Source organism: Paenibacillus sp. FSL R5-0623 (genome assembly GCF_037974265.1).
In the GTDB taxonomy this organism is placed as follows: domain Bacteria; phylum Bacillota; class Bacilli; order Paenibacillales; family Paenibacillaceae; genus Paenibacillus.
In genome coordinates this window covers 1,089,336-1,110,176 of the sequence record NZ_CP150233.1, presented here as the reverse complement: position 1 = coordinate 1,110,176, position 20,841 = coordinate 1,089,336, and the positions used below count along the sequence as shown (strand labels likewise).

19 protein-coding genes are annotated in these 20,841 nt (G+C 47.2%); all 19 read right to left on the bottom strand.

Annotated features, from left to right (window positions below; translation table 11 throughout):
- The 19 genes from MKY92_RS05045 to MKY92_RS04955 all read right to left on the bottom strand — a co-directional run bounded on the left by MKY92_RS05045 (position 1) and on the right by MKY92_RS04955 (position 20,757).
- Positions 1–753, bottom strand: a complete 753-nt coding sequence (locus MKY92_RS05045) for a hypothetical protein (protein ID WP_339299482.1) — start codon at positions 751–753, stop codon at positions 1–3.
- A gap of 305 nt (positions 754–1,058) precedes the next feature.
- Positions 1,059–2,108 (bottom strand): ATP-grasp domain-containing protein, encoded by a 1,050-nt coding sequence (locus tag MKY92_RS05040; RefSeq protein ID WP_339299481.1) that lies wholly within the window; start codon positions 2,106–2,108, stop codon positions 1,059–1,061.
- Complete coding sequence (locus MKY92_RS05035) at positions 2,109–2,957, bottom strand: HAD family hydrolase (RefSeq protein ID WP_339301692.1); 849 nt, start codon at positions 2,955–2,957, stop codon at positions 2,109–2,111.
- On the bottom strand, positions 2,957–4,108 hold the full coding sequence (locus MKY92_RS05030) for a cysteine protease StiP family protein (RefSeq protein WP_339299480.1): 1,152 nt from the start codon (positions 4,106–4,108) through the stop codon (positions 2,957–2,959). Before MKY92_RS05030 ends, MKY92_RS05035 begins: the two co-directional genes overlap by 1 nt.
- The gene (locus MKY92_RS05025; protein ID WP_339301690.1) at positions 4,105–5,400 is read right to left on the bottom strand and encodes a phosphoribosyltransferase family protein; all 1,296 of its coding nucleotides are present in this window, start codon (positions 5,398–5,400) and stop codon (positions 4,105–4,107) included. Before MKY92_RS05025 ends, MKY92_RS05030 begins: the two co-directional genes overlap by 4 nt.
- A 67-nt stretch (positions 5,401–5,467) precedes the next feature.
- Positions 5,468–6,670, bottom strand: a complete 1,203-nt coding sequence (locus MKY92_RS05020) for an HpcH/HpaI aldolase/citrate lyase family protein (protein ID WP_076213453.1) — start codon at positions 6,668–6,670, stop codon at positions 5,468–5,470.
- Positions 6,671–6,807: 137 nt separating this feature from the next.
- Positions 6,808–8,058, bottom strand: coding sequence for a TerD family protein (locus MKY92_RS05015; RefSeq protein WP_339299479.1), 1,251 nt, complete (start codon positions 8,056–8,058; stop codon positions 6,808–6,810).
- 25 nt (positions 8,059–8,083) lie between these two features.
- The gene (locus MKY92_RS05010; protein ID WP_339299478.1) at positions 8,084–8,665 is read right to left on the bottom strand and encodes a TerD family protein; all 582 of its coding nucleotides are present in this window, start codon (positions 8,663–8,665) and stop codon (positions 8,084–8,086) included.
- Between the two features lie 93 nt (positions 8,666–8,758).
- The gene (locus tag MKY92_RS05005; RefSeq protein ID WP_339299477.1) at positions 8,759–9,334 is read right to left on the bottom strand and encodes a TerD family protein; all 576 of its coding nucleotides are present in this window, start codon (positions 9,332–9,334) and stop codon (positions 8,759–8,761) included.
- A 92-nt stretch (positions 9,335–9,426) separates the two neighbouring features.
- The gene (locus MKY92_RS05000; RefSeq protein WP_339299476.1) at positions 9,427–10,020 is read right to left on the bottom strand and encodes a TerD family protein; all 594 of its coding nucleotides are present in this window, start codon (positions 10,018–10,020) and stop codon (positions 9,427–9,429) included.
- 35 nt (positions 10,021–10,055) lie between these two features.
- Complete coding sequence (locus MKY92_RS04995; RefSeq protein ID WP_339299474.1) at positions 10,056–10,502, bottom strand: tellurite resistance TerB family protein; 447 nt, start codon at positions 10,500–10,502, stop codon at positions 10,056–10,058.
- A 343-nt stretch (positions 10,503–10,845) separates the two neighbouring features.
- The gene (locus MKY92_RS04990; RefSeq protein WP_339299473.1) at positions 10,846–12,501 is read right to left on the bottom strand and encodes an extracellular solute-binding protein; all 1,656 of its coding nucleotides are present in this window, start codon (positions 12,499–12,501) and stop codon (positions 10,846–10,848) included.
- A gap of 60 nt (positions 12,502–12,561) precedes the next feature.
- Entirely contained in the window at positions 12,562–13,431 is an 870-nt protein-coding gene (locus MKY92_RS04985) for a carbohydrate ABC transporter permease (RefSeq protein WP_036606256.1), read from the bottom strand.
- A 14-nt stretch (positions 13,432–13,445) separates the two neighbouring features.
- A complete protein-coding gene (locus tag MKY92_RS04980) occupies positions 13,446–14,363 on the bottom strand; it encodes an ABC transporter permease subunit (protein WP_339301688.1) in 918 nt (305 codons plus the stop codon).
- Positions 14,364–14,634: 271 nt separating this feature from the next.
- Positions 14,635–15,699, bottom strand: coding sequence for a response regulator (locus tag MKY92_RS04975; RefSeq protein ID WP_339299472.1), 1,065 nt, complete (start codon positions 15,697–15,699; stop codon positions 14,635–14,637).
- Positions 15,696–17,471 carry a sensor histidine kinase gene (locus MKY92_RS04970; RefSeq protein ID WP_339299471.1) on the bottom strand — a complete coding sequence of 592 codons (1,776 nt, stop codon included), beginning with the start codon at positions 17,469–17,471 and terminating at the stop codon, positions 15,696–15,698. Before MKY92_RS04970 ends, MKY92_RS04975 begins: the two co-directional genes overlap by 4 nt.
- A gap of 227 nt (positions 17,472–17,698) precedes the next feature.
- Positions 17,699–18,589 (bottom strand): hypothetical protein, encoded by an 891-nt coding sequence (locus tag MKY92_RS04965; RefSeq protein WP_339299469.1) that lies wholly within the window; start codon positions 18,587–18,589, stop codon positions 17,699–17,701.
- A gap of 265 nt (positions 18,590–18,854) precedes the next feature.
- On the bottom strand, positions 18,855–19,586 hold the full coding sequence (locus MKY92_RS04960) for a nuclease-related domain-containing protein (protein WP_017690394.1): 732 nt from the start codon (positions 19,584–19,586) through the stop codon (positions 18,855–18,857).
- 277 nt (positions 19,587–19,863) lie between these two features.
- The gene (locus MKY92_RS04955; RefSeq protein ID WP_237176786.1) at positions 19,864–20,757 is read right to left on the bottom strand and encodes an NAD(P)-dependent oxidoreductase; all 894 of its coding nucleotides are present in this window, start codon (positions 20,755–20,757) and stop codon (positions 19,864–19,866) included.
- Positions 20,758–20,841: the final 84 nt, after the last annotated feature.

Below are 20,841 nucleotides of genomic sequence, written 5' to 3'. Positions count from 1 at the left end.
CTATAATTCAGAGCTGTTATACCGTTGATGTATTAGTTCCGCTTTGTTCTGGAGCTCCATTAAGTCTTTATGTTCAATCGTTGATACAATATCCGATATCTTGGAATCTACGTCTCGAAGACCATTCAGCAGCATACGCCGATTATTGCGTTTCGCTTCTCCACTTAAACGCAAAAATGGATTAATAAAACCGTTCAGGTCTTTCAAAATCAGTCTGCGCACCGTATGGTTTATATCCCCGTTGTTCAGCTCCTGAAGAGAAGGAATCACACGCTGCAGACGGGCAAACAACGCCAATGATTTCTCCACGATCTCATTATCCAGCTCGTTCTTCTGACCTTCGGAGATGATCATATCCTCCAGAACTTCCAGGTATTCAATCACCGGATCAAATACAGGATCTGGTTCGGTCCGGGAAGGCTTCGCTTGTTCTGTACCCGCATGCTGTGCGGGAGTGGAACTCGGTTGGGGCTCTGCCAGAGAAGCTTCTCTTGCCCCTGTTGGCACTGCGCTTGGCGCTTGTCCACCATTCAAACGGGATGGTTCATTTCCGATATCTGTAATGGGTACAGGGGCTGATGACGAACCCTCGACCTGTGTACGTGGCGTGGAACGTGAAGGAATCAATCCTCCGACCACAGTTGCCAGTGCCGGAATTGCCCACGTGATGACATCCGGTAGAAAGGGACTCGTGATCGCCGCGAGACCATAACCGACCAATGCGCCTATACCTATCTTCGTTTTCCGTAACATTACTTGTCCTCCTGCCTTAACAACACATACAGTGCATATTCAAAAAGTCTGATTTTCAGTACCGAGAAGATGGAATGAAGATAGAAATGGAGTAGCGGAGCGTAGGAAAACTACGTGAGCAACCACAATGTTTCCAAAGGAAACATACTTCGTAAGCCTCCCGCTTATTTCGGCTGAATTTCATATTCGATGCTGATGATGCCGTAAGGCATTATTCGTAATCAAAAGGAGACTTTTTGAATAACCTCTCATCTGTATTGTAAAAAAACCATCCAGAAGGTGTCAATGTTGAGGGAAATTCTCAGCTAGACGTGGTGTACTCCGCTTACCTTCTGAACGTCGATTATAAATGGCTGTTCGATATGACTTCCCAGAAGACCAAACTTCGGATGAAGTGGTCCAATATCATGGCCAAGTGCAGACTTGACCGCCAGATACGGGAAGTTCACGCCCGACAGACAAGACATGTGCAACCCACCCGACATACGCGGATTGATCTCCAGCAGCTTCGGTGTATCCTTGCGATATTTCATCTGTATATTAAAATTATAAGGAATCCGATATACTTCTGCCACATTACGGGCAATTTCCAGTAATTCCTCATTTTCTTCGAGCAAGCGTAAACGTCCTCTTTCTTTTCTACGCGGAATAGCCGTTAATAGTTTCCCATTGCGATCCGAAAGACAATCAATACTGTATTCATATCCTTCCAGCACCTCCATCACCATGACATTGGGAAAGGACGGAGCAGAAGAGAATGCACGCAGGGCATCTTCATATGAAATCGAGTTAAGCGCATACCCGAACAACTCCTCCAACGGATCACGTTCATTGTTGATCACCCGGAATCCCATGCCGCCCTCACCATTACATGGTTTGAAGCATACATCGTGTCCACGTGCGCGCAGCGCCTCATAGGCTTGCTGGAATTGTGCAGCATTACTGACCGTGAAATAATCCGGAATCTCCATAATGCCTTTCTCACGCACTGATTCATAGAAGCGGTCTTTCTCCATCAATTGTTCCAGCAATTCCGTATCCGAGCATACGATAACCCGTGTACCGATCTCTTCGAACAAGGAGATATGTCTGCTGATGTCCAGCATGTTCCAGCGCGGAATAAAGACATCAATCTGATGACGACGGCAAAAGTCGAGGCAAAAATCAACATATTCCCGGCCCGTTACACGCGGTTCAACTTCTGCAACATCACAGCCCTGTAATGCCATGTGTCCCGGATCAGGATGAGTACCGTAGATCTCAAATTCCATGCCGTCCTCATTGTCCCGAATTGCATTCATATAATGATACGTTACAGAGAACCAACGGTTGAAGTAAATCTTCATTTTTTTCATTTATACGGTCTCCCTTATCTCGGCATGGTCTAGCTGAGTCTGTTGATCGTTGTGAATACGGTGAACGTAATCGAGAATCTCATCTGCTGCAAAAGCACCGAATTGTTCCGTAAATTGATACGGCACCAGCTCAGGTGCACGCTGTCTCTCCACATGTAATTCTCCGTGGGACGGAGCAATGGCATGCTGCGCAAAGTCCAGCAAACAGCGATCCAGCAAGGAATCACCCGAAGCAATCACAGTCACATCGCCAATGCGTTGCCTAATGTGCTCCACTGCAGCTCGTTTGTTCACGGCCGAAGGCACCAGATAGAGCTTCCGACCCTGGATCGAACTCTCCCATCCCAGCGTCTCTAACACCCGAATCTTGTCCGCAATACGCTCCATTGGAAGCTTGTCACGTTCGATCAACAGTGCATAGAACAGCTCATCACACAATCGCTGGTTAATCACCCATTCCGGGCTGAGTACGTCGTCAAATAAATCCAGGATCTCTTCAGGAGCAGCTGCCTGCTGACGAAGCAAAGAACGAATATGCTGGTTCCACTCATCGTCTACCTGACCGTCAACAATAATGTTGCCACCATTACTCGTCACCGCATATTTCGGAATACATTCGCTCTGAAAAATATGAATGCGTCGGTACTGCTCCACAGTACGTGTCGTCACAGGCATAAATACAATGTCTTGTGGCAAAGACTGCAAACGCTCCAGTGCATATGCTGACATAAAAGCGGACAACTTGCCGTTAATCCACTCTGCCGGAACAAGTCCCGGTGTATCTTCAGGAATACGGAGCGCACGACGGGAGTACACCAGCGTCTGGTCCAGATCACTTGCGTAGATCATCATTCTCCGCCACCTCCCAGGGATTGAATAATGCCGCAACAGGAATAGGTTAATCCCGGATATACCTCAACCGGCACATTTCTGTCTCTGGCGAGCATCATGATATGTTGCAAATCCGGATTATCCAATCGATCCACAAGAATCTTCCAAGGAACCCGGCGTAATAACACCCGGGTTGTTTCTCCAATTCCAGGTTTAATCAGATTGATGTTCGTAATACCAAAGGATTGCTGGATGGCCTCGATATCCTGCCAGCCTTTCCAGGTGATTTCCGAAGTACCGGTAGCATTGTCATCCGAGCGAATCTCCGCTTGGTTCATCACCTGTGGAAAATGCTGAGCGATGGTATCCACATATTGGTTCGACACATCGTCAGAGAACCATTCACGATACCATTTGGCTCCGTGAAAATCTGTCGTCCCAATCAGATCATCGCGAAGTACTGTACGGCTCACCAGTCCAGAGACGGTGGAATTCAGACAAGCGCTAGGAATGAGATAATCTTCTCTTGTCCCAAATGTGCCTGAGCATTGCCCCGGATCGGCCAACACGGCAAGATCATCATCGAGGTTTACGCCATAAGTCCGTTCCATTTGGTCACAGGATTCTTTCAGCACTTTGCGAATAGCCCCTTTGCCTGTCCAACCGTCTACAAATTGAATGTCAGTTTCCAGACCATGTTGCTGTAAAATATATAAAATTGCGTTCTCATCCATACCTTTGCCACGAATAATGGAAATGCTATAATGCGGAATCGTCACCTTGTATTTCAATTCAATATAACGCTTGATCAGGATGCCCACAGGTGTTCCCGCTCGAGCCAATGATACCAGCACAAGATTCAGGCCCCTGCGCTCTACGATCTTCTCAGCCACGATGGCGGTATGAAGTGCTATTCTTGCAGCGGATTGTTCCAGCGTCTGGTGAAACAGCTCGATGTATTCGGCTGTGGGCTGATATTCCACGGGCAGCATCTCCGAATAATGAACCCCGGATTGGATCGCCTGCTCCCGTTCACCCGTTCCCTTTTCCAGATCCACATGGCTGATATCCTTCAGTAGGAAAACAACGTCCGATGCAGCATAACTGCCCATCGGCTCGGGAGACCGAATCTCACGTTGTCTGATTAGCTCCAGTGTAGTTAAGTTCATTGCTCATTGTCCCCTGTCTTCTCTGGCAAGCCGCAATACACAATATGAATGTGACCGCATCCCAACTGCTCCAGTACCTTCACCATCGGTTCCATTCGCTCTTCGGACATCTGTCTCTCCAGCAGAACAAAAACCTCGTCATATTGTCCCGGGGCGATGTTGTAGATAAAGTTACGAACAGATGCGTCTTCCGGTGAGGCATATCCGGCACCACTACGAACAGCATATCCTGGAGCGGGATGTGTATGGATTGGACTGCGGGTAGTGGATTGATACCACACGCCTTCTCCCATCTCGGCAGCAACACGCATTGGAATGTACATGAACTCCCCTGTTCCCATCACCAACGTCCGTTCTCCCGTACGCTGCAACCGAAGTCGTTCTGCAATCCGGCTAACCTCCTGACGTAATACGCTATTATGACGGGATTGCATACCAAACCTGCCCGTATGCTGGACGTAGCTGGCTGTGCTACGTTTACCTTCACCATCCTCGGAAGTAGCGTGCAGCTGATCGAAGGCATCTGCAACGGTAGAGGTTTGAAGCGTTACGGCAGGACGGGATAACTGCTCATCTTGCTGTGTTGCTTCCAACTGTGGATTACCCACTACTTCAATACGGCCCTTCAACAGGCTTAACGGTGTAATAGTAATTTCAAGTTCAGCTTCCAGTTCGGCAAATCGAAGTTCGTCCGCTTCCGTACGCCAGTCTAGCAGCGAAGCAATCACATATTGCTTCCGGGGATATCTGGCCTGAATATCCCGAATGATATTCAACGTCGTTTTGCCCGTCGTAATCTCGTCGTCCACCAGAACAATCGGGCCCTCTCCTGCAAAGGCTTCATGATCCAGCGCATAACAACGATGAGCCATCGCGTGAGAATGTTCTTCTTCAAATTGAATATCTGGATTCATCGCTGGAACATATTCGCGAGTGGTGTGAATATAGGAAGCTTGATCAGCAAACATCTCGTACATGCTGTGACCCAGCGCTGTAGCGGTCTCGGCAAAACCAACAAAACGAATCGTTTCCGGTAAACTCAAGCTTTCTTGCAACAGCATGTTGTACACTTGCCGAGCTTGCTGGGGATCAATCAATCCTTCGACCATTTCCCGTTTCCACTTGGTGATCTGATCTTTGGTCTCTTCCGTCTCCTCAGTCAGGTGCTCATATAACAGAACAGCCAATGCCGCGCCGCTCAGAAGCGAGGTATACGGGTTAACCGGGATGTGCTTGCCCAGCAGTTTGCTTACAAACAGAAATGAACGTTTCTTATTGATTCGTGCAGCCATGGAAAATAGAGATTCTAGTGGAAGTTGCAGCGGGTTATGTGTAACCTGAACGTTCAGACTGAATTGATCAAGAATTGGGAACGTAGTTGTGTTGTTGCTCATGTTTGGGCAAGAGCCCGACAAAATGCTGCTGTTCATGTAACACCCCATATATTTGTGATCGGATTAGAATTCGATTCGCCCAGCTCAAGTGTGGTTTAATCTCATTCATTTTGTTATAGTAATTACTTTTGAACACACCCAGGCTACCGTCATTACGGGCGATGATGTCTTGGGCATCGGAATATTCTTCATGTGTAACAACGTACATCGCTTGTACGGGCTTAATATGAGAAGGATGAATGATCGTTTTGCCAACAATTCCATTTTCCTTGTCCATCATGACTTCACGCATCAATCCATCCATTGTGTTCGTAATATATTTCATTCTCAGATGCAGCCCTGATTTGCCCAGGGTTTCTTCGAATGGAGTCTGTCGTAATTGAGGTTTGAACACGCGCTCCCGCTGACTGAAATATTCCCAGACAGGACCTGAGATCACATACGGCTTGTCCATTCGCCCAAACAGATTGATAATATCCGAGATGCAGTCACGGATCGTGGCGATATCGTATATGGTCAATTCAGGACTTCGGCGTAGTCCAAACAAGCTGGAGAAATCGGTCGCACCAATGCGTACATTGAGCACATATTCAACATGTTCATCAAGGATGTTTCGAAGGCCCAGTAAGGTCTCCCAACGTGTCTCCCGATATATAATTGAAGCTGTTTCCAATATGGGCATTCCATAGAGAACGGGATAATGATCCGGTTTCCGTTGATTATACTTGCGGATCTGGTCAAAATAGGCTCTTCCATTGCCCACACAAAACTTGGGCAAAGCCACACCTGTCAGCATGGACACCAATTCTCCCAACGTATCAATCAGACGTTCCAACTGTTGTGGTGAACGTACACGAGCAAACAGAAGAGGCATTTGATCCTGACTCAGCATGCCTGTCTCCATATAAGTCATCAGTTGAGTTAGATGCTGTACCAGGCACTGCTCGGCAAACTCTACTTGGTCGTCACCTACAGCGTCCTCCAGATCAATAATAATGGTCGTCAGACCTTCATGCTTACCATTTATAATGTCGTCCGCGATATGTGCGCGCGTCGCGGGCATATATAAAGCAGCCCCAACAGCATATGCCAGTAGATCTTTGGAAGTCCGGTGATTGAACGAGACGGGTGAAGAGAAAAATAAAGTATCTTCTTCTTCCAGACTCAAAAAGTTAAAATATTTCAGGATTGTCTCCTCCTCGCACCTTTGGCAATAGCCAATCTGCAATAGTTGATTCCAGCTGTCGGGGCATAAAAACCAATCCCTCCTTAATCTGGAGGGATTGAATGAATAAATACGAATGATTATTTTCTTCCCGCAACCCACTGCATTCCCCAATCATGAGCCTCGTCCAACGCCTGATGCCCATTATAGAACTGCACGATTCGTTCAATACTGAATGTCTCATTGTTCACATTGCGTAACATCGCGATGCCACACATGCCAAGCGGGCTCCCATATTCATTCATTCGCACAATGATATCCGGGCCGTCCTTCTGCTGGATAGTTACCACACCGTCTACTTGAGACCAGTTGGCCACACCACCATAAATATAGGTAAATACCAAGATGCGCTCAATTTCCGAGATACGTGCACCATTAATCCGCAGATTTTCTCCCGTCTTAACAGATCCCGTCCGGTCATCCCCATCCAGTGCAATATAAGGGAAACGGTTCAGTGAACCAAACGTCTGTCCCAAGGCCTGAATCACATCTCGTGTACCATCCTTCATCTCGAACAGGCAGCCCAAGTCCAGATCCACACTCTTGCTGCGACCAAATAACCCTTTGCTGCCCTGTTGATTCCAGTTCAGGTTAATCAGGATTTCACCAAGTCCCCCCGCATTTTTCTTGAGGTTAATGGTGTCTCCCTTCTTCTTCAATTCAATTTTGCTGAAATTGATCGAATTCACAGGAGCAGGCGTAGGTTCTGGTGCCGGGGGTGGTGGAGTCGGTGCAGCTGTCGGGGGAACGGTTGATGTGGTTGGCGCAGCGTCTGATCCACCATCCACATCTACACCAAAGTTAGCGCAGAGTGCATTCAAACCACCTGCAAAACCCGACCCTATTGCATTGAACTTCCATTCTCCGTTATGGCGATACAATTCACCAATGACAATCGCGGTCTCCACTGTAAACCCGCTTCCCAGATCATATCTCATCACTTCCTGACCTGTAGCTGCATTGGCAAACCGTAGAAAACCATGCTGAACCTGTCCAAAATGATGGCGTCGTGCTTCACCGTCATGAATCGTCAGGCTGAAGGCGATTTTCTCAATTCGGGCAGGGATTTTGCCAAGATCAATGGAGAACTGTTTCTTCTCGCCACCAATCTGTCCACCATCCATATACGTGATGAACGAGGTAGAGGGCTGATTATAGAAGATAAAATCTTCATCTCCAGCCACTTTATTGTCTGAGCCCAGAAGGAATGCTGATGTGTCCAGCTCCACACCCGAGGCTGCCTCCCAACCAATGCCTACCGTTAGACGGGACAAGCCCGGATTGGTTTTGGTCAGATCACTCTTCTGGCCTTTCACGACAGAAATCGCCATAGCAGAATCACCTTTCTATGCCAAGTTATTGTGCATCCAGTCCGTAATTTTTGCATAAAGCAGATAATCCACCTGTGAAGCCGCTACCTACCGCCTGGAATTTCCAATCTGCACCTGCACGGTAAAACTCACAGAACACCACAGCTGTTTCTGTGGAATAGTCCTCTCCGAGGTCGAACCGAAGCACTTCCCGATCATTTGCAGCATCTACAACACGAACAAAAGCATTGGAGACTTGTCCAAAATTCTGCCCTCGTCCATCTCCATCATAGATGGTTACGGTAATACCAATCCGGTGAATGTGCGCAGGGATTTTACTGAAATCAACGACAACTTGCTCATCATCGCCGTCACCCTCACCCGTACGATTGTCACCGGTATGTGTCACTGAACCCGCACCGCCGCTTGGATTGTTGTAAAAAACAAAGTCATCCGTACCTTTGGCTTTTCCATCTTCGTACAACAAAAAAGCCGAAGCGTCCAGGTCAAAATCGACTCCACCACTATATTTGTTTGTGTCCCAACCTAAACCAACCACCACACGGGTAAGGCCTGGATTCGTCTTAGTCAGGTCAATACGTTGTCCTTTGGCAAGACTGATCGTCATTTGTTTTTCCACCTTTCCAAGATATGTGATTAAATGAAAAGGAGAACCGTCCAGGAGACGGTTCTTCCCATCCTGTAAGTCGTACTGTACGTCCTATTGCAAACCGTAATCGCGTGTCAATCCAACCAGTCCATCCTGGTAACCACTACCGATGGCACTGAACTTCCACTCGCCGCTATGACGATACAATTCACCTACAACTACACCCGTTTCAATGGAGAAGTCTTCTCCCAGGTCGAAACGAATCAGTTCTTCGCTGTTTGCTTCGTTGACGATTCGCACATAAGCACGGGAGACTTGTCCGAAGTTCTGGCTACGTTCTGTAGCTTCGTAGATCGTAATCGAGAATGCAATTTTCTCTACATTTGCGGGTACGTTAGGCAGGTCGATATTGATCTGCTCATCATCACCATCGCCATCTCCTGTACGGTTGTCACCGGTGTGAACAACAGAACCATTTTCATTTTGTGGATTGTTGAAGAAGATGAAGTTTTTCTCGCCTTCTACTTTACCGTTTGCATTGGTACAGAATACCGATACATCCAGGTCAAAGTCTTTTCCGCCATCATACTTATTGGTATCCCAGCCCAAACCTACTGTGATTTTTGTCAAACCTGGGTTCGTTTTAGTCAGATCGATTTTTTGACCTTTAGAGAGATTAATTGCCATCGTATGATCATCCTCGCTTATATATAAGTGTATTGTAGTTATCGTGACATATGAATATCAAGATTATTGTCGATTTCGGTTAAATCTTGTACTTAGGAGTACCTGCGAGCGAGTTCATTGATATGTACCGCATGGGAACCCTCTCCAATTGCCGAGAATTTCCATTCGCCTCCATGACGATACAATTCACCACAGATCAACGCTGTTGATCCTGTGTAGTTATCGGATAGATTGAACTTCACGAGCTCACTGGAATTTTTACCATCCAGAATACGAATATAAGCCTTCTCAATCATGCCAAAATCTTGCTTGCGATTGACACAATCGTAGATATTAACAACGATTAATACTTTATGAACATCAGCAGGAATACGGGACAGATCCATTTTGATCTGTTCGTCGTCACCGTCTCCCTGTCCTGTTAGATTGTCACCTGAATGGATAACCGAACGACATGCACTTTGCTTGTTGTGGAAGCAAACCAGGTTGGAGTCCTTGACCAACTTGCCTTCCTCATTCAACATGATCGCCGATGCATCACAATCGACATCCGCTTGTTTTTTTCTTCCGAAGAAACCTTTGGCAGTTACCGGGTCCCAACCGAGACCAGCAATCACCTCAGTAAGTCCTGCATTGCCTTTGGTTAAATCAATCTTCTGTCCTTTGACCAAATTAATGCTTGCCACTGATTTTCACCTCCCTTCATATGTAAAATAGCTACTTAGAGATTGAATTCACTCGGGTTCAGTCCAAGTACGATGCATATCTCGGTAACGACTCTTTTCTCCTGATCATCAAAGTTACCATCAGCTGAACCAATCGCACTGCATACACCCACAATAACGCGTCCTACATCCGGCTTGGCTTTGAATTTCCCAATGGCTTTCAGCGCTTCCTGCTTCCCGATCTCTGGAGAGAACTCAAAGTTCGCGACATAATGATTGAAGCGTGTAATCACTTCAGCCATATCAAATACCTTCAATTCCTGACTCAGGTTGATATAACCGGCCATCTTGTTCTTTTCCGCTTCGTCAATGGAACCATCTGCAAAAGCAACCAGTGCACAGCCTGCAACTACGGCATCCATAAAATCTTTATTTTTAAACTTTTTGACTTGCTCTTCAAGTCCTTGTTTTGTTGAATTTAACCAGCCTTTAAATGAACTCATACTCAACCTCCAATAGTTTCATACATGGTGTTCTTTCCACTTTTTCATGGTTTTCAGTAATTTTCATCCCTACATCATCATTGAATATAAGTTAAATTATTCCTTAACTATACTCTGAAATACGGCAATATTCTACATTTAAAAACAATTAATACCTTATGATACGCATCGTTCTGGATATGGTTTCATGCGAAATGCGAGAACTTTCTATTCACTTCATTTTCCAGTCAAATATTCCCCTATTTGAAGCCCAAACCTAAAAAGGCTCTGATCAGGGGATCAGAGCGCTTATTTCTACCAATACCAAAATTATAAATCGTATGAATGATTTGAATCCTTGAATTCACTCTGCTTTTTCAAAATCAGCCTGTTGTTGTTCATAGATCTCATAGAAGTCGTCCCAGACTAGTACATTATCCTTTTCCTTGCTCCACCAGTCTTTGTACCATGCTTCAATCTCCGGGCCACCGCCTTGTTCCCACTTCTGCTGTGCTTCCGTTGCAGCCTGTTCGATCGTATATTTGCTTCCGCCAATGATGGAACGGGTAAAAATATCGTTGATCGCTGTTGTCACATTGGTCAACTTCACCTGAAGCTCCTTGGGTAGCTGCGGCATATGTTCCGAATGGGTAACACCCTCTCCTACCGGAAGATCCGTCATGTATACCTCACGCGCTTCCTTAAATAGTCGAAGTCCTTCCTTCTGCGACGGGATCTCTTCGCTGAACAGCATTTCTGTGTACCCGCATTTGCCTTCCTCCAGACGGCTGTACAACATGGCGTAATCGCCTGCCCAGCTGATCTCCTGCTTGTATTTCTCCTGATCCGAGATGCGCGGACAGCCTTGATCGTTCAACGTATAATGCGTGTTTTCAAATCCATTTTTGAAGGTTCGGCCCGACTCTATTTTGGTCAGAAAATCGATATATTGCATAACTGCTTCCGGATTTTTGGCTCGCGCATTCACAGCTGCAGTCATCTGAACGGGGTTATTCCACACCATCGTGTGCTGTCCTACGGACGTGGTTGGCAGAGCGATGACCTTTAATTTGGCCTCAGGAACATTCTGCATCAATGTATCCAGTTCCTTCGCTGCAAACCCGGTATAATCCGAAGTCATGGCCGCGTACATACCGATTTTGCCGTTCAGGAAATCCTGCTTCGCCTTGGCCCCGTCCTTGTCGGTCAATAAGTCCTTATCGACCACACCTGCTTCATATAATGCACGTTTGAATGCCGTGGCTTCTTTCATGTTGTTGGGACCAACCACCATCTCCCCGTCCTCCACATTCACCCAGTTGGCGTTGTACATATAACGGAACAGACCCGCTGTATCGCCGAACTGGAATCCACCGATGCCGTATGTATCCTTAGCTCCGTTTCCATCGGGATCATTCTCCGTGAAGGCCTTGGCTACCGCCAGCATCTCTTCTTCATTGGTCGGTACCTCCAGATTCAACTTTTCCAGCCAGTCTTCCCGAATGAAAAAGCTCGTTAGTGGAAACACCTCGTTCATACGTCCCACTTCATAGAGCTTACCATCGCTTTTGATGCCGGCCTTCTTGAGCTGGGGATATTTCTCCATCAAGGCTTTGTATTCCACACTCGAGTTCTCGATCAACTCATCCAGCGGCATCAGCTGTTTCTGATTAAACAGTGTGTTACGGATGGGCGTACCGAATTCAAAAATGATATCCGGTGCACTGCCAGAAGCGAATAATACGTTAAGTTTCGACTGAGACTCCCAGCGGGGAACTGCTGTATATTTTACATTTGCCGGGCCATTCTCGTTAATCCACTTGGACCACATATTATCTTCGATCGTACCCATGCCGCTTGGGACCGCGCCCCGATCATAGATCGTTGACGTGATGTTCCCCCTGTTGCCTTCGCCTTCCGCCTGTTCGCTACCGTTACCTCCTGTACATCCCGCCAGCAAACCACCGATCAAGCCCAGAACGAGACACGACTTCATCCACGCCTTCATCGTTAACGCCATAGATAAGACCCTCTTTCTCTCCTGTAATATGAACCCATGCAGGTTAACCCACAGCCTGTTTTAACCTTTAATTGATCCAAGCATGACCCCTTTAACGAAGTACTTCTGCAAGAACGGATACACTGCCAAAATGGGTATGACCATCACAATGACAGCTGCTGCCCGGATGCCTTCCGGGGTCAGATTCGATATCATCGTTGGATCGGTAAAATCCTGTACATTCAGATTGGACATAATCATATTTTGGACGAGCACGGTCATGTTGTATTTGGACGTATCATTGATATAAATCATCACACTCATGAACGAATTCCAGTAACCCACGCCGTAAAAGAGAGCAATAGTCGCCAGCAAAGGTTTGGATAATGGCAACACGATTCGGAACAAAAGCCCCAGTTCACCACAACCATCGATGCGCGCAGCCTCGTCCACTTCCCCCGGCAGATTTTCAAAATAAGATCGCATAATCAGCATGTTGTACGTGCTCACCAGGCCCGGTAGCCAAAGCGCGCCGTAACTGTTCACAAGACCGAGATTTTGCACGACCAAATAAGTCGGGATGAGTCCACCGTTAAAAATCATCGTGAACACCATCGCCATCGTAAAGAAGCGCCGGTGATAAAAATGTCTACGTGACAGCGGATATGCCGCCATAATCGTCACCGCCATACTGAGCCCTGTACCGATCAATGTGATCTCCACACTGTTCCAGAATGCATTCAGAATCGGCGTTCCCGTAATTAGGCTGTGATAGGAGAACCAGGTGAAATCGACGGGCCATAACCCCACTTGACCTGAAACAACCGCTCTCGCATCACTAAATGACAAGGCAACAATGTTCAGTAAGGGCAGGATACAGCTGACGGCAACCAATGACAACAATACATAATTGATTAGATAAAAGACTTTTTCTCCTTTGGTTTTTCTCATGCTGTTCTCCCTCCCTACCACAAACCTTCGTTAAATCGACGCGCGATATAATTTGCACTAAAAATGAGGATAAATGCAACCAGGGATTCGAACAATCCCATCGCTGTTGTCAGGCTGAACTGTGCTCCCTGAAGACCGGTGCGGTAGATATAGGTACTGATTACATCCGCTATCTCATTGACATTGGAATTCTGAAGCATATACACCTGGTCGAATCCGACCTCCATCACCCGCCCCATCGACAGAATCAGCAGGAGAATAATGGTGGAGCGTATACCTGGAAGGGTGACATGCCAGATCTGACGCATTTTGCTGGCCCCATCCATCTGTGCAGCCTCGTATTGACTCGGATCAATGGTCGTTAGTGCCGCGAGAAAAATGATGGCATTGAAGCCCATGTCCTTCCAGATCCCTGAGCCAACAAACACCGCAACCCACGAACCCTTGTTGTACATGAACGGATAAGGTGCTCCCGTCCAGGCCTCGACCCAGCGGTTTACGATCCCATTTTCCAAAGAGAAAACCGTCATGATCATCATCGCAATGATGACCCAGGAAAAGAAGTGTGGCATATAGACCACCGTCTGCACCGTCCGCTTAAAGGCCATGTTTCGCACTTCATTCAGCATAATGGCCAGAATAATTGGAATGGGAAACCCGATAATGATGCTTAACAGACTGAGGAACAAGGTGTTGCGAATAATCTCCACCGTGCGCGGATCACTGAACAGCGTCTGAAAATGCTGAAAGCCTACCCATGGACTGTTCCACAGCCCATCATAGAAGTTGTAGTCCTTGAAGGCCATGACAAGCCCTCCGATGGGTGCATAACGAAAGGTAAGGTAGAACATAATCACCGGAACAAACATAAAGATTAACGGTATATTCATCTTGAATCGTCGAAGCCGCTGCTGCCGAATCCGATGCTTCATTTCACTATCCGGCGGTTGTAATCCAGACGGCGGACCTGCGGTCAGTTCCCCCTTCACATCCATCACTCCTCTCTGCTGTTGATGTACTATAGTTGTATTTTAGATAAAAATGTAAGCGTAAACATTTGTTATTTAACGATCCTTTTATAATTTTCTACGCAAAAATAACCCCACATGGTGGGGTTGAACTTGGAAACGAACAGATATTAAGAGGAGGCTTCTCTTTAATTGTGACCCTGCAGCAGTTCAAGGAGGATTGCTACCGGGCACTTCACTTGGCTACTTGCTTGCGGTATTCGCGGGGCGATACCCCCGTCATCTGTTTGAATACGGTTGTAAAATAACTGGAGTTATCGAACCCGGTCAGTTCCGCGATATCTGCCATGCTCTGCCGAGTGCTGTGCAGCAGCAGCTTCGCCTTATCAATTCGGCGCTTGCTGACATATTGACTGAAGCCTTGTCCTGTTTCTTTTTTGAACAAATGGCTCAAGTAGTTGGGTGTCACATGAACATGGGCAGCCACGGCCTGCAACGTGCATGTGCTGGAATAGTTCATTTCAATATACTGTATAACACGTGTAACGACATGATCCTGCTGTTCCTGAGTTAGCCGCATCAGCATATCCACCCACTCTTCGCTCTTGCATCTGGCCCAAGCGATGACTTCAGGTATGGTATGAATCCAGAGCAGTGGGTCTGGGGCAGTTGAGTCCATACCACCGGATTCCTGAGGCTGAAGCTGTTGTACCAGTAAGTCCATCATGACCTTCATAAGCATATGAATCTCCGCTTTGCCTTGTGACAAGCTCATCCCGGACGCTTCTTCCAGCAATATCTCGATCCGATTCATTATCGCTCCGAATTGATGATGGAGCACCAGTGAAGTCAGTTCCTCTCGCAGTCTCTCGGTACGGTCCACTTGGCTGTATTGTTCCCTGATCCGAATGTCGGACTGTTTTCGGCGATATCGTTCATGTGCCTTTTGCAACACCTGACATGCTTCATCAAGCGAGAAAGGCTTTAACAAAAATTCAATTGCCCCATACCGGATGGCACGCTGTGCATATTCGAACTCACGATAACCTGTCAAAATGATAATCATAATGTCCAGTCCACTCTCGTGTATGCGTTCGGCCAAATCTAGACCATCCATCACAGGCATGTTGATATCCGTAATGATCAGATCGGGTGTGCAGCTGTGTACAGCCTGTATCGCTTCTTCTCCATCGGCCGCTTCCCCGACGACCTCCCAACCGAGGGGGTTATTGCGAACCAGATGAATCAGACCCTGACGAAATAACGCTTCATCATCCACTACGAGCATACGTCCACTCAACAGAACCTACTCCTCTCAGTCACCTGAATTTCTCGGCATGAGTCCTCACCGATCTGATAAGGCAAACGAAGACGTACTAGCGTACCCTCTCCCACAGTCGACTCGATCTGTACACCGTAGGGTTCACCGTGAATCAACTCAATTCTTCGAAGTACACTCCGCATGCCAATGTGCTGACGTTCCTCATCCGCATGTGCCACTGGCGTCATAATGTGTTCAATGACCGATGCGTGCATGCCGCAGCCGTTATCTGAAATTTCAATGATGAGCAGATCCAGCTCTCCTTCATGCCCGTTTTGCCGCGAGCCACGAATTTCCAGATGGCGGTTGTTCCTTTTGTCCGAGAAGGCATGAACAAAAACATTCTCCACGATGGGCTGAAGCAACAGTCGGATCACCTGACAGTGAAGCAATTCAGCAGGAACGGCAATTTCAATCGACAAGGCTTCCTGATACCGGGCCTGCTGAATCTGCAGGTAGTGATCTATTTGCTTCATCTCATCCTGCACGGTCGTCAGTTGCTGCACGGGTTCCAGCGTATACTGCAGCATCTCGGACAAGGCAGTGACCAGGCGAGCCGATTTCTCATCACCAAGCATATAGAACTTCCAAAAAAACATGCTCAGCGTGTTATACAGAAAATGGGGATTCAGCTGGGCCTGAATAGCTTTGAGTTCAGCTTCTTTTTCACTGAGTTCCCGCTCGTACACTTCATGTATAAGCGTATCAATCCGGGAAGCCATTGCATTGAATCGTTCACCGATGAAACCGAGCTCATCCCGTGTCTCGATCCGTACCCGTGTATCGAACTGTCCATCACGCACTCTTTTCATCGCGTTGACTAGACTCGCAAGTGGACGTAACAGTCTGCCGCTAATTACGGTAATGATGAACCAGGAGCATAATATGCTGGCTACCGCAGAGAACACAGCAACTTTTACAATGATCTTCCCCTTGTTCTGAATCTGAGCGAGTGAGACCTTGCTGACCAGGGTGAAGCCCGCTTTGTCTGACGTTTGCTTCGTATACAATTGGGTTGTTCCCTGCTCGTCCCTGATCTCCGTCGCCCCTAGGCTTAGCTCGGTAAGTGGTGGTGGATCCGCATCCTGATTATGAAAGGCATAAAGAAGCTCACCATCTGCGTCAAACAAGTAGACAGCAACTTCCTCATTCAGTCGCAGATCTTTGAGATACGATTCGAACAACGAGGTGTTAAACAGAATTAACATGACGCCATAGGTCTCCAGATCAACAGACCGCATTAATCGTCCCGCCAGAATCCAATTGGATTGTTCCTCCTGCAAGAAGGCATCCGGCCCCAAACGATTCCAACCATATTCGCCGCCCGTTCCTTCCAGTCTATGAACCATCTCTGCCAGATAGGAAGGGTCCATCTGTTGAAATGAGCCGGCAAAGGCGCCGAGATTAAATATGTTTTCCTTCAGGTCATATATGCGGAGCCCCATGATCTCCGGTGCATCCAGCCTTACCTGATACAACTGATCATCCAGTTCATCTTCTAGCTTCATCTGATCATAGGACGAGATGCCAGAGGTCTGTGCTTTGATGGCATTTTTTACGGAGGGATTCAGTGTGATATAATCGGTGACTTTATACATGTCGTGTACCCTGGAATCTAGACGTGCAAGAATCTGCTCTGCGGTAAGACTATACTGGCGACTGACCTCTTCATTAAACAGGTCGATATGGATGCGATAGGTGATCAACCCTGTGATTCCGGAGATTAAGACCGTTGCGGTAGATAAAAACAAGATTAGCTTCGTTTTAAATTTAAAGCGTTTACAAAAGTTCATCCACCACATCTTTTACACACCTCACCTATATTCCGTACATCTCTTACTCCTAAAAACATATCATACACCTATTGGAAAAAACCAGAAAAACCCTGACCCCGCTTCAATCGGTAGTCAGAGTTTGAAGGCATGTGATCCAGACATGTTACCGGGATGTTCCAGATTAACTCTGGATCACGGCTTTTTTATTCCCCGTAAATCTCTTTGATCCGTTCTTCCTCATTGGTAGACAACAGAACATTAAGCAACCCCATGGCATTATTGGCATCGGTTCTCGTCGTCTTGTACATCTCGGCAAACGCCGCTTCATCCTGCTCCGGGTCCATCGCAGCAAGCTTGCCCCACGACGTGCGAGCTTTATCGTATAACGTACTCAACGTAATGTCACGCGGATGTTGTGCGACAGGCGCCATAGATTCAAATTTCGCGGTAATGCTGAAAAAATCTTTGGAGTCCTGGAACGTTGTACTGTTATAATCCTTATTTTTCATCGCATCTTCGGTAATTAGCAGGCCTTCACGCGCGATAAACAGTGTTTTCACCATGGCACGCTCCAGATTGGTTGCTTCTTCCCAAGTTATATAAGATTCGTCAGGTGCTTGTACGGTTGTAAAAAAAGGAAAGGCATCATCAATCAACCGCTGCGAATCAGAGTGAATTGGCACCCCTGCATTCATGTCCACAACGGCATCGCTGTAGTTGGCTACATTAATATTTTTTGAACCTTCCTCACTAACCCGACGTACTGGATGATCTGTAAGCGGGATACGGATATAACCGAGTTTATCGGCATACTGCTGCTTCAATTCTTCCAGTGTGGAGTCCTTTCCAATCTTGCCGTCGTCGGCTGAAGAAGATTCTTTTGCGGCTGAACCTGTCTCCTCACTCCCATTCGAACCGGTTGCTGCAGTTTCTGTTACGGCAGCATTCGAGCTGCTTGTTTCTGATGAAGCAACTTCTGTACCGGAAGCAGACTCCGGCGATGACGTCTCCTTCGCTCCGCCACCACAAGCTGTCAGAATCGCTGCCAAACCAAGCATAACTGTGAACGTCTTTATCGTATAATTCCATTTCATCGCATAATCTTCCCCTATCCTATGTATATTCCTGAGAGCCATTAACCTCTGCTCCAAGACTTGAACACTTACTTACAAAAATATCCTTTCATATAACATGCTTGATTCACACAATTGGACATGGTCTACATTCTATCATAAGTTAAAAATCGGTTGTATACGACGATATACCTGTGTCTTAAGCCTTTTACTACTCGCACATTAACTACCACCGCAACACAAAAACACTGCCGCCCGTATGGACAACAGTGTTCGTGAAGCATAATTATTTGATCCCTTTAGCCTTCTCCATATGCTCTGACCGAATCTGAGGATCGGTGGAATTGACCGATGATAACAGAGCGTAGATCGCCTGGATATCCTTCTCTTGAAATACGGTTTCGGGAACCTCTGTCTCAAGTCGTTCTGTCTTGCGCTGAATCGTTTCCACCAATTCATGATCGTAGATGATCAGTTCATCTGAATTCACATATCTCACAGCAGGATCAACACTGATGCGGCAACGGTTGGTGAAAGTCACCATGGAGACAAGGCGTACTCTTTTGTAGTCTCCGAGGTGTGCATGGATGGCTTCCACATGTGCACGATGCTGCATGAGTGGATTGTACATTTTGACCCGGCTGCTGCTGACCGACCAATTGGCCTCTCTTCGTCCGCCGCGAATCTCACCTGTCGTCAGATTTCGGGTTTCGATCACAAAGATTGCCCGAGGGCCGATCACGACATGATCAATCTGCGAATAACCGGAGCGTGACTTCGGATTGGTAACGAGCAGGTCGTTCAGCACTTTATATTGACTTGGAAGACCTATCAGCTGATCTGCTGTACTAGGCTCCTCAGGCTGACGTGTCCAATCCCCTTCCGCTTTTTTCTTGCGCTTACTACGGACCATACGCGGGGGAATGGTTGTCGTTGATGGTAACGCTGAAGCGGAGGCTGTAATCTGGTTCGCAAGTTCTGGTTGTGTCTTGAACAGAGACAGGATTTTCTTGAACATGGGCAAGCTCCGTTCTATTATAGTGTGGGTTACGGGTGACCATTACAGGAGGAATAACATCCTTTGACACATTCATTATGTAAACTTCTATTACTTATGTCGGATAAAGCGCGGTAAAAATAAAGGGGAAAACGATCAAAATCTCTCCATTATGCAAAGTACATATGAACATTTAACCAATTCCGTGACTTTAGACGCATAACCAAGCCGCAAAATTGAAAAAAACAGCGCAACCTTTCCTGGATAGAAAAAGAATACGCTGCTGTTCTCTTGGATGTTAAGCCTGAAGATAATAGGTGTAGAGTACCTGTGTACCTTTTTCATCCAGACCATTATTCGCTATTTCCTGATACAGGGATTCGGCCAGAGCCAGCCCGGGCGTTTTCATACCCATCGCTTTTGCAGACTCCAGTGCAATTCCCATGTCTTTGATAAAATGCTTCACATAGAATCCAGGCTCATAATCGCCTGCGATCATGCGCGGACCAAGATTGCTGAGCGACCAGCTTCCGGCTGCACCGGTAGCAATGCTCTTCAGCACGGTCTCCGCGTCCAGACCAGACGTCTTGGCATAGGCAAGTGCTTCGCATACGCCCATCATGCCAGAGGCAATGGCAATCTGGTTGCACATTTTGGTATGCTGCCCGGCTCCCGCCTTGCCTTGCAGCACAATGTTGGTGCCCATCTGCTCAAACAGCGGACGCACAGCTTCAAAGGCCTCCGAACTACCCCCAACCATAATGGACAGCTTGGCGTTCTGCGCTCCGATATCACCGCCCGACACAGGTGCGTCCAGTGCATGCAGTCCTTTGGCTTCCGCAGCTTCAAAGATTCGTGCAGCCAGTAACGGACTTGAGGTCGTCATATCAATCAGATATGAACCCGGTTTGGCATTGGCTACGAGCCCATCCTCACCGAGATAAATCTCCTCCACATCCTTCGGATACCCCACCATCGTGATGATTACATCACACGCGGCAGCCAGTTTGCCTGGTGTGTCATGCCATACGGCACCTTCCTTCACCAATGCTTCTGCTTTGGCAGCAGTTCGCGTGTACACATGCAGCGGATACCCTGCTCTCTGGATGTGCCCAGCCATGCTTTTACCCATCACGCCTGTACCAATAAAGCCAACTTTTGTCTCTCCAGGTGCCTTAGTCGTTATTGTCATCGTAGGTTTCCTCCCTATTTCTCTATGCTTCGCTCAGTGCTTGTCTTCGACATTGCTATATCTGTATGTTAAAGCTTTCTGCTG

What these genes read in the sequence shown, in the direction of transcription:
- MKY92_RS04955 (WP_237176786.1), bottom strand. Translation starts at nt 20,757, where the DNA reads ATGACAATAACGACTAAGGCACCTGGAGAGACAAAAGTTGGCTTTATT.
- MKY92_RS05025 (WP_339301690.1), bottom strand. Translation starts at nt 5,400, where the DNA reads ATGGCTGCACGAATCAATAAGAAACGTTCATTTCTGTTTGTAAGCAAA.
- MKY92_RS05015 (WP_339299479.1), bottom strand. Translation starts at nt 8,058, where the DNA reads ATGGCGATTTCTGTCGTGAAAGGCCAGAAGAGTGATCTGACCAAAACC.
- MKY92_RS05030 (WP_339299480.1), bottom strand. Translation starts at nt 4,108, where the DNA reads ATGAACTTAACTACACTGGAGCTAATCAGACAACGTGAGATTCGGTCT.
- MKY92_RS05045 (WP_339299482.1), bottom strand. Translation starts at nt 753, where the DNA reads ATGTTACGGAAAACGAAGATAGGTATAGGCGCATTGGTCGGTTATGGT.
- MKY92_RS04965 (WP_339299469.1), bottom strand. Translation starts at nt 18,589, where the DNA reads ATGAAATGGAATTATACGATAAAGACGTTCACAGTTATGCTTGGTTTG.
- MKY92_RS04995 (WP_339299474.1), bottom strand. Translation starts at nt 10,502, where the DNA reads ATGAGTTCATTTAAAGGCTGGTTAAATTCAACAAAACAAGGACTTGAA.
- MKY92_RS04980 (WP_339301688.1), bottom strand. Translation starts at nt 14,363, where the DNA reads ATGAAGCATCGGATTCGGCAGCAGCGGCTTCGACGATTCAAGATGAAT.
- MKY92_RS04990 (WP_339299473.1), bottom strand. Translation starts at nt 12,501, where the DNA reads ATGGCGTTAACGATGAAGGCGTGGATGAAGTCGTGTCTCGTTCTGGGC.
- MKY92_RS04960 (WP_017690394.1), bottom strand. Translation starts at nt 19,586, where the DNA reads ATGTTCAAGAAAATCCTGTCTCTGTTCAAGACACAACCAGAACTTGCG.
- MKY92_RS05010 (WP_339299478.1), bottom strand. Translation starts at nt 8,665, where the DNA reads ATGACGATCAGTCTTGCCAAAGGACAACGTATTGACCTGACTAAGACG.
- MKY92_RS05005 (WP_339299477.1), bottom strand. Translation starts at nt 9,334, where the DNA reads ATGGCAATTAATCTCTCTAAAGGTCAAAAAATCGATCTGACTAAAACG.
- MKY92_RS05035 (WP_339301692.1), bottom strand. Translation starts at nt 2,957, where the DNA reads ATGATCTACGCAAGTGATCTGGACCAGACGCTGGTGTACTCCCGTCGT.
- MKY92_RS04985 (WP_036606256.1), bottom strand. Translation starts at nt 13,431, where the DNA reads ATGAGAAAAACCAAAGGAGAAAAAGTCTTTTATCTAATCAATTATGTA.
- MKY92_RS05040 (WP_339299481.1), bottom strand. Translation starts at nt 2,108, where the DNA reads ATGAAAAAAATGAAGATTTACTTCAACCGTTGGTTCTCTGTAACGTAT.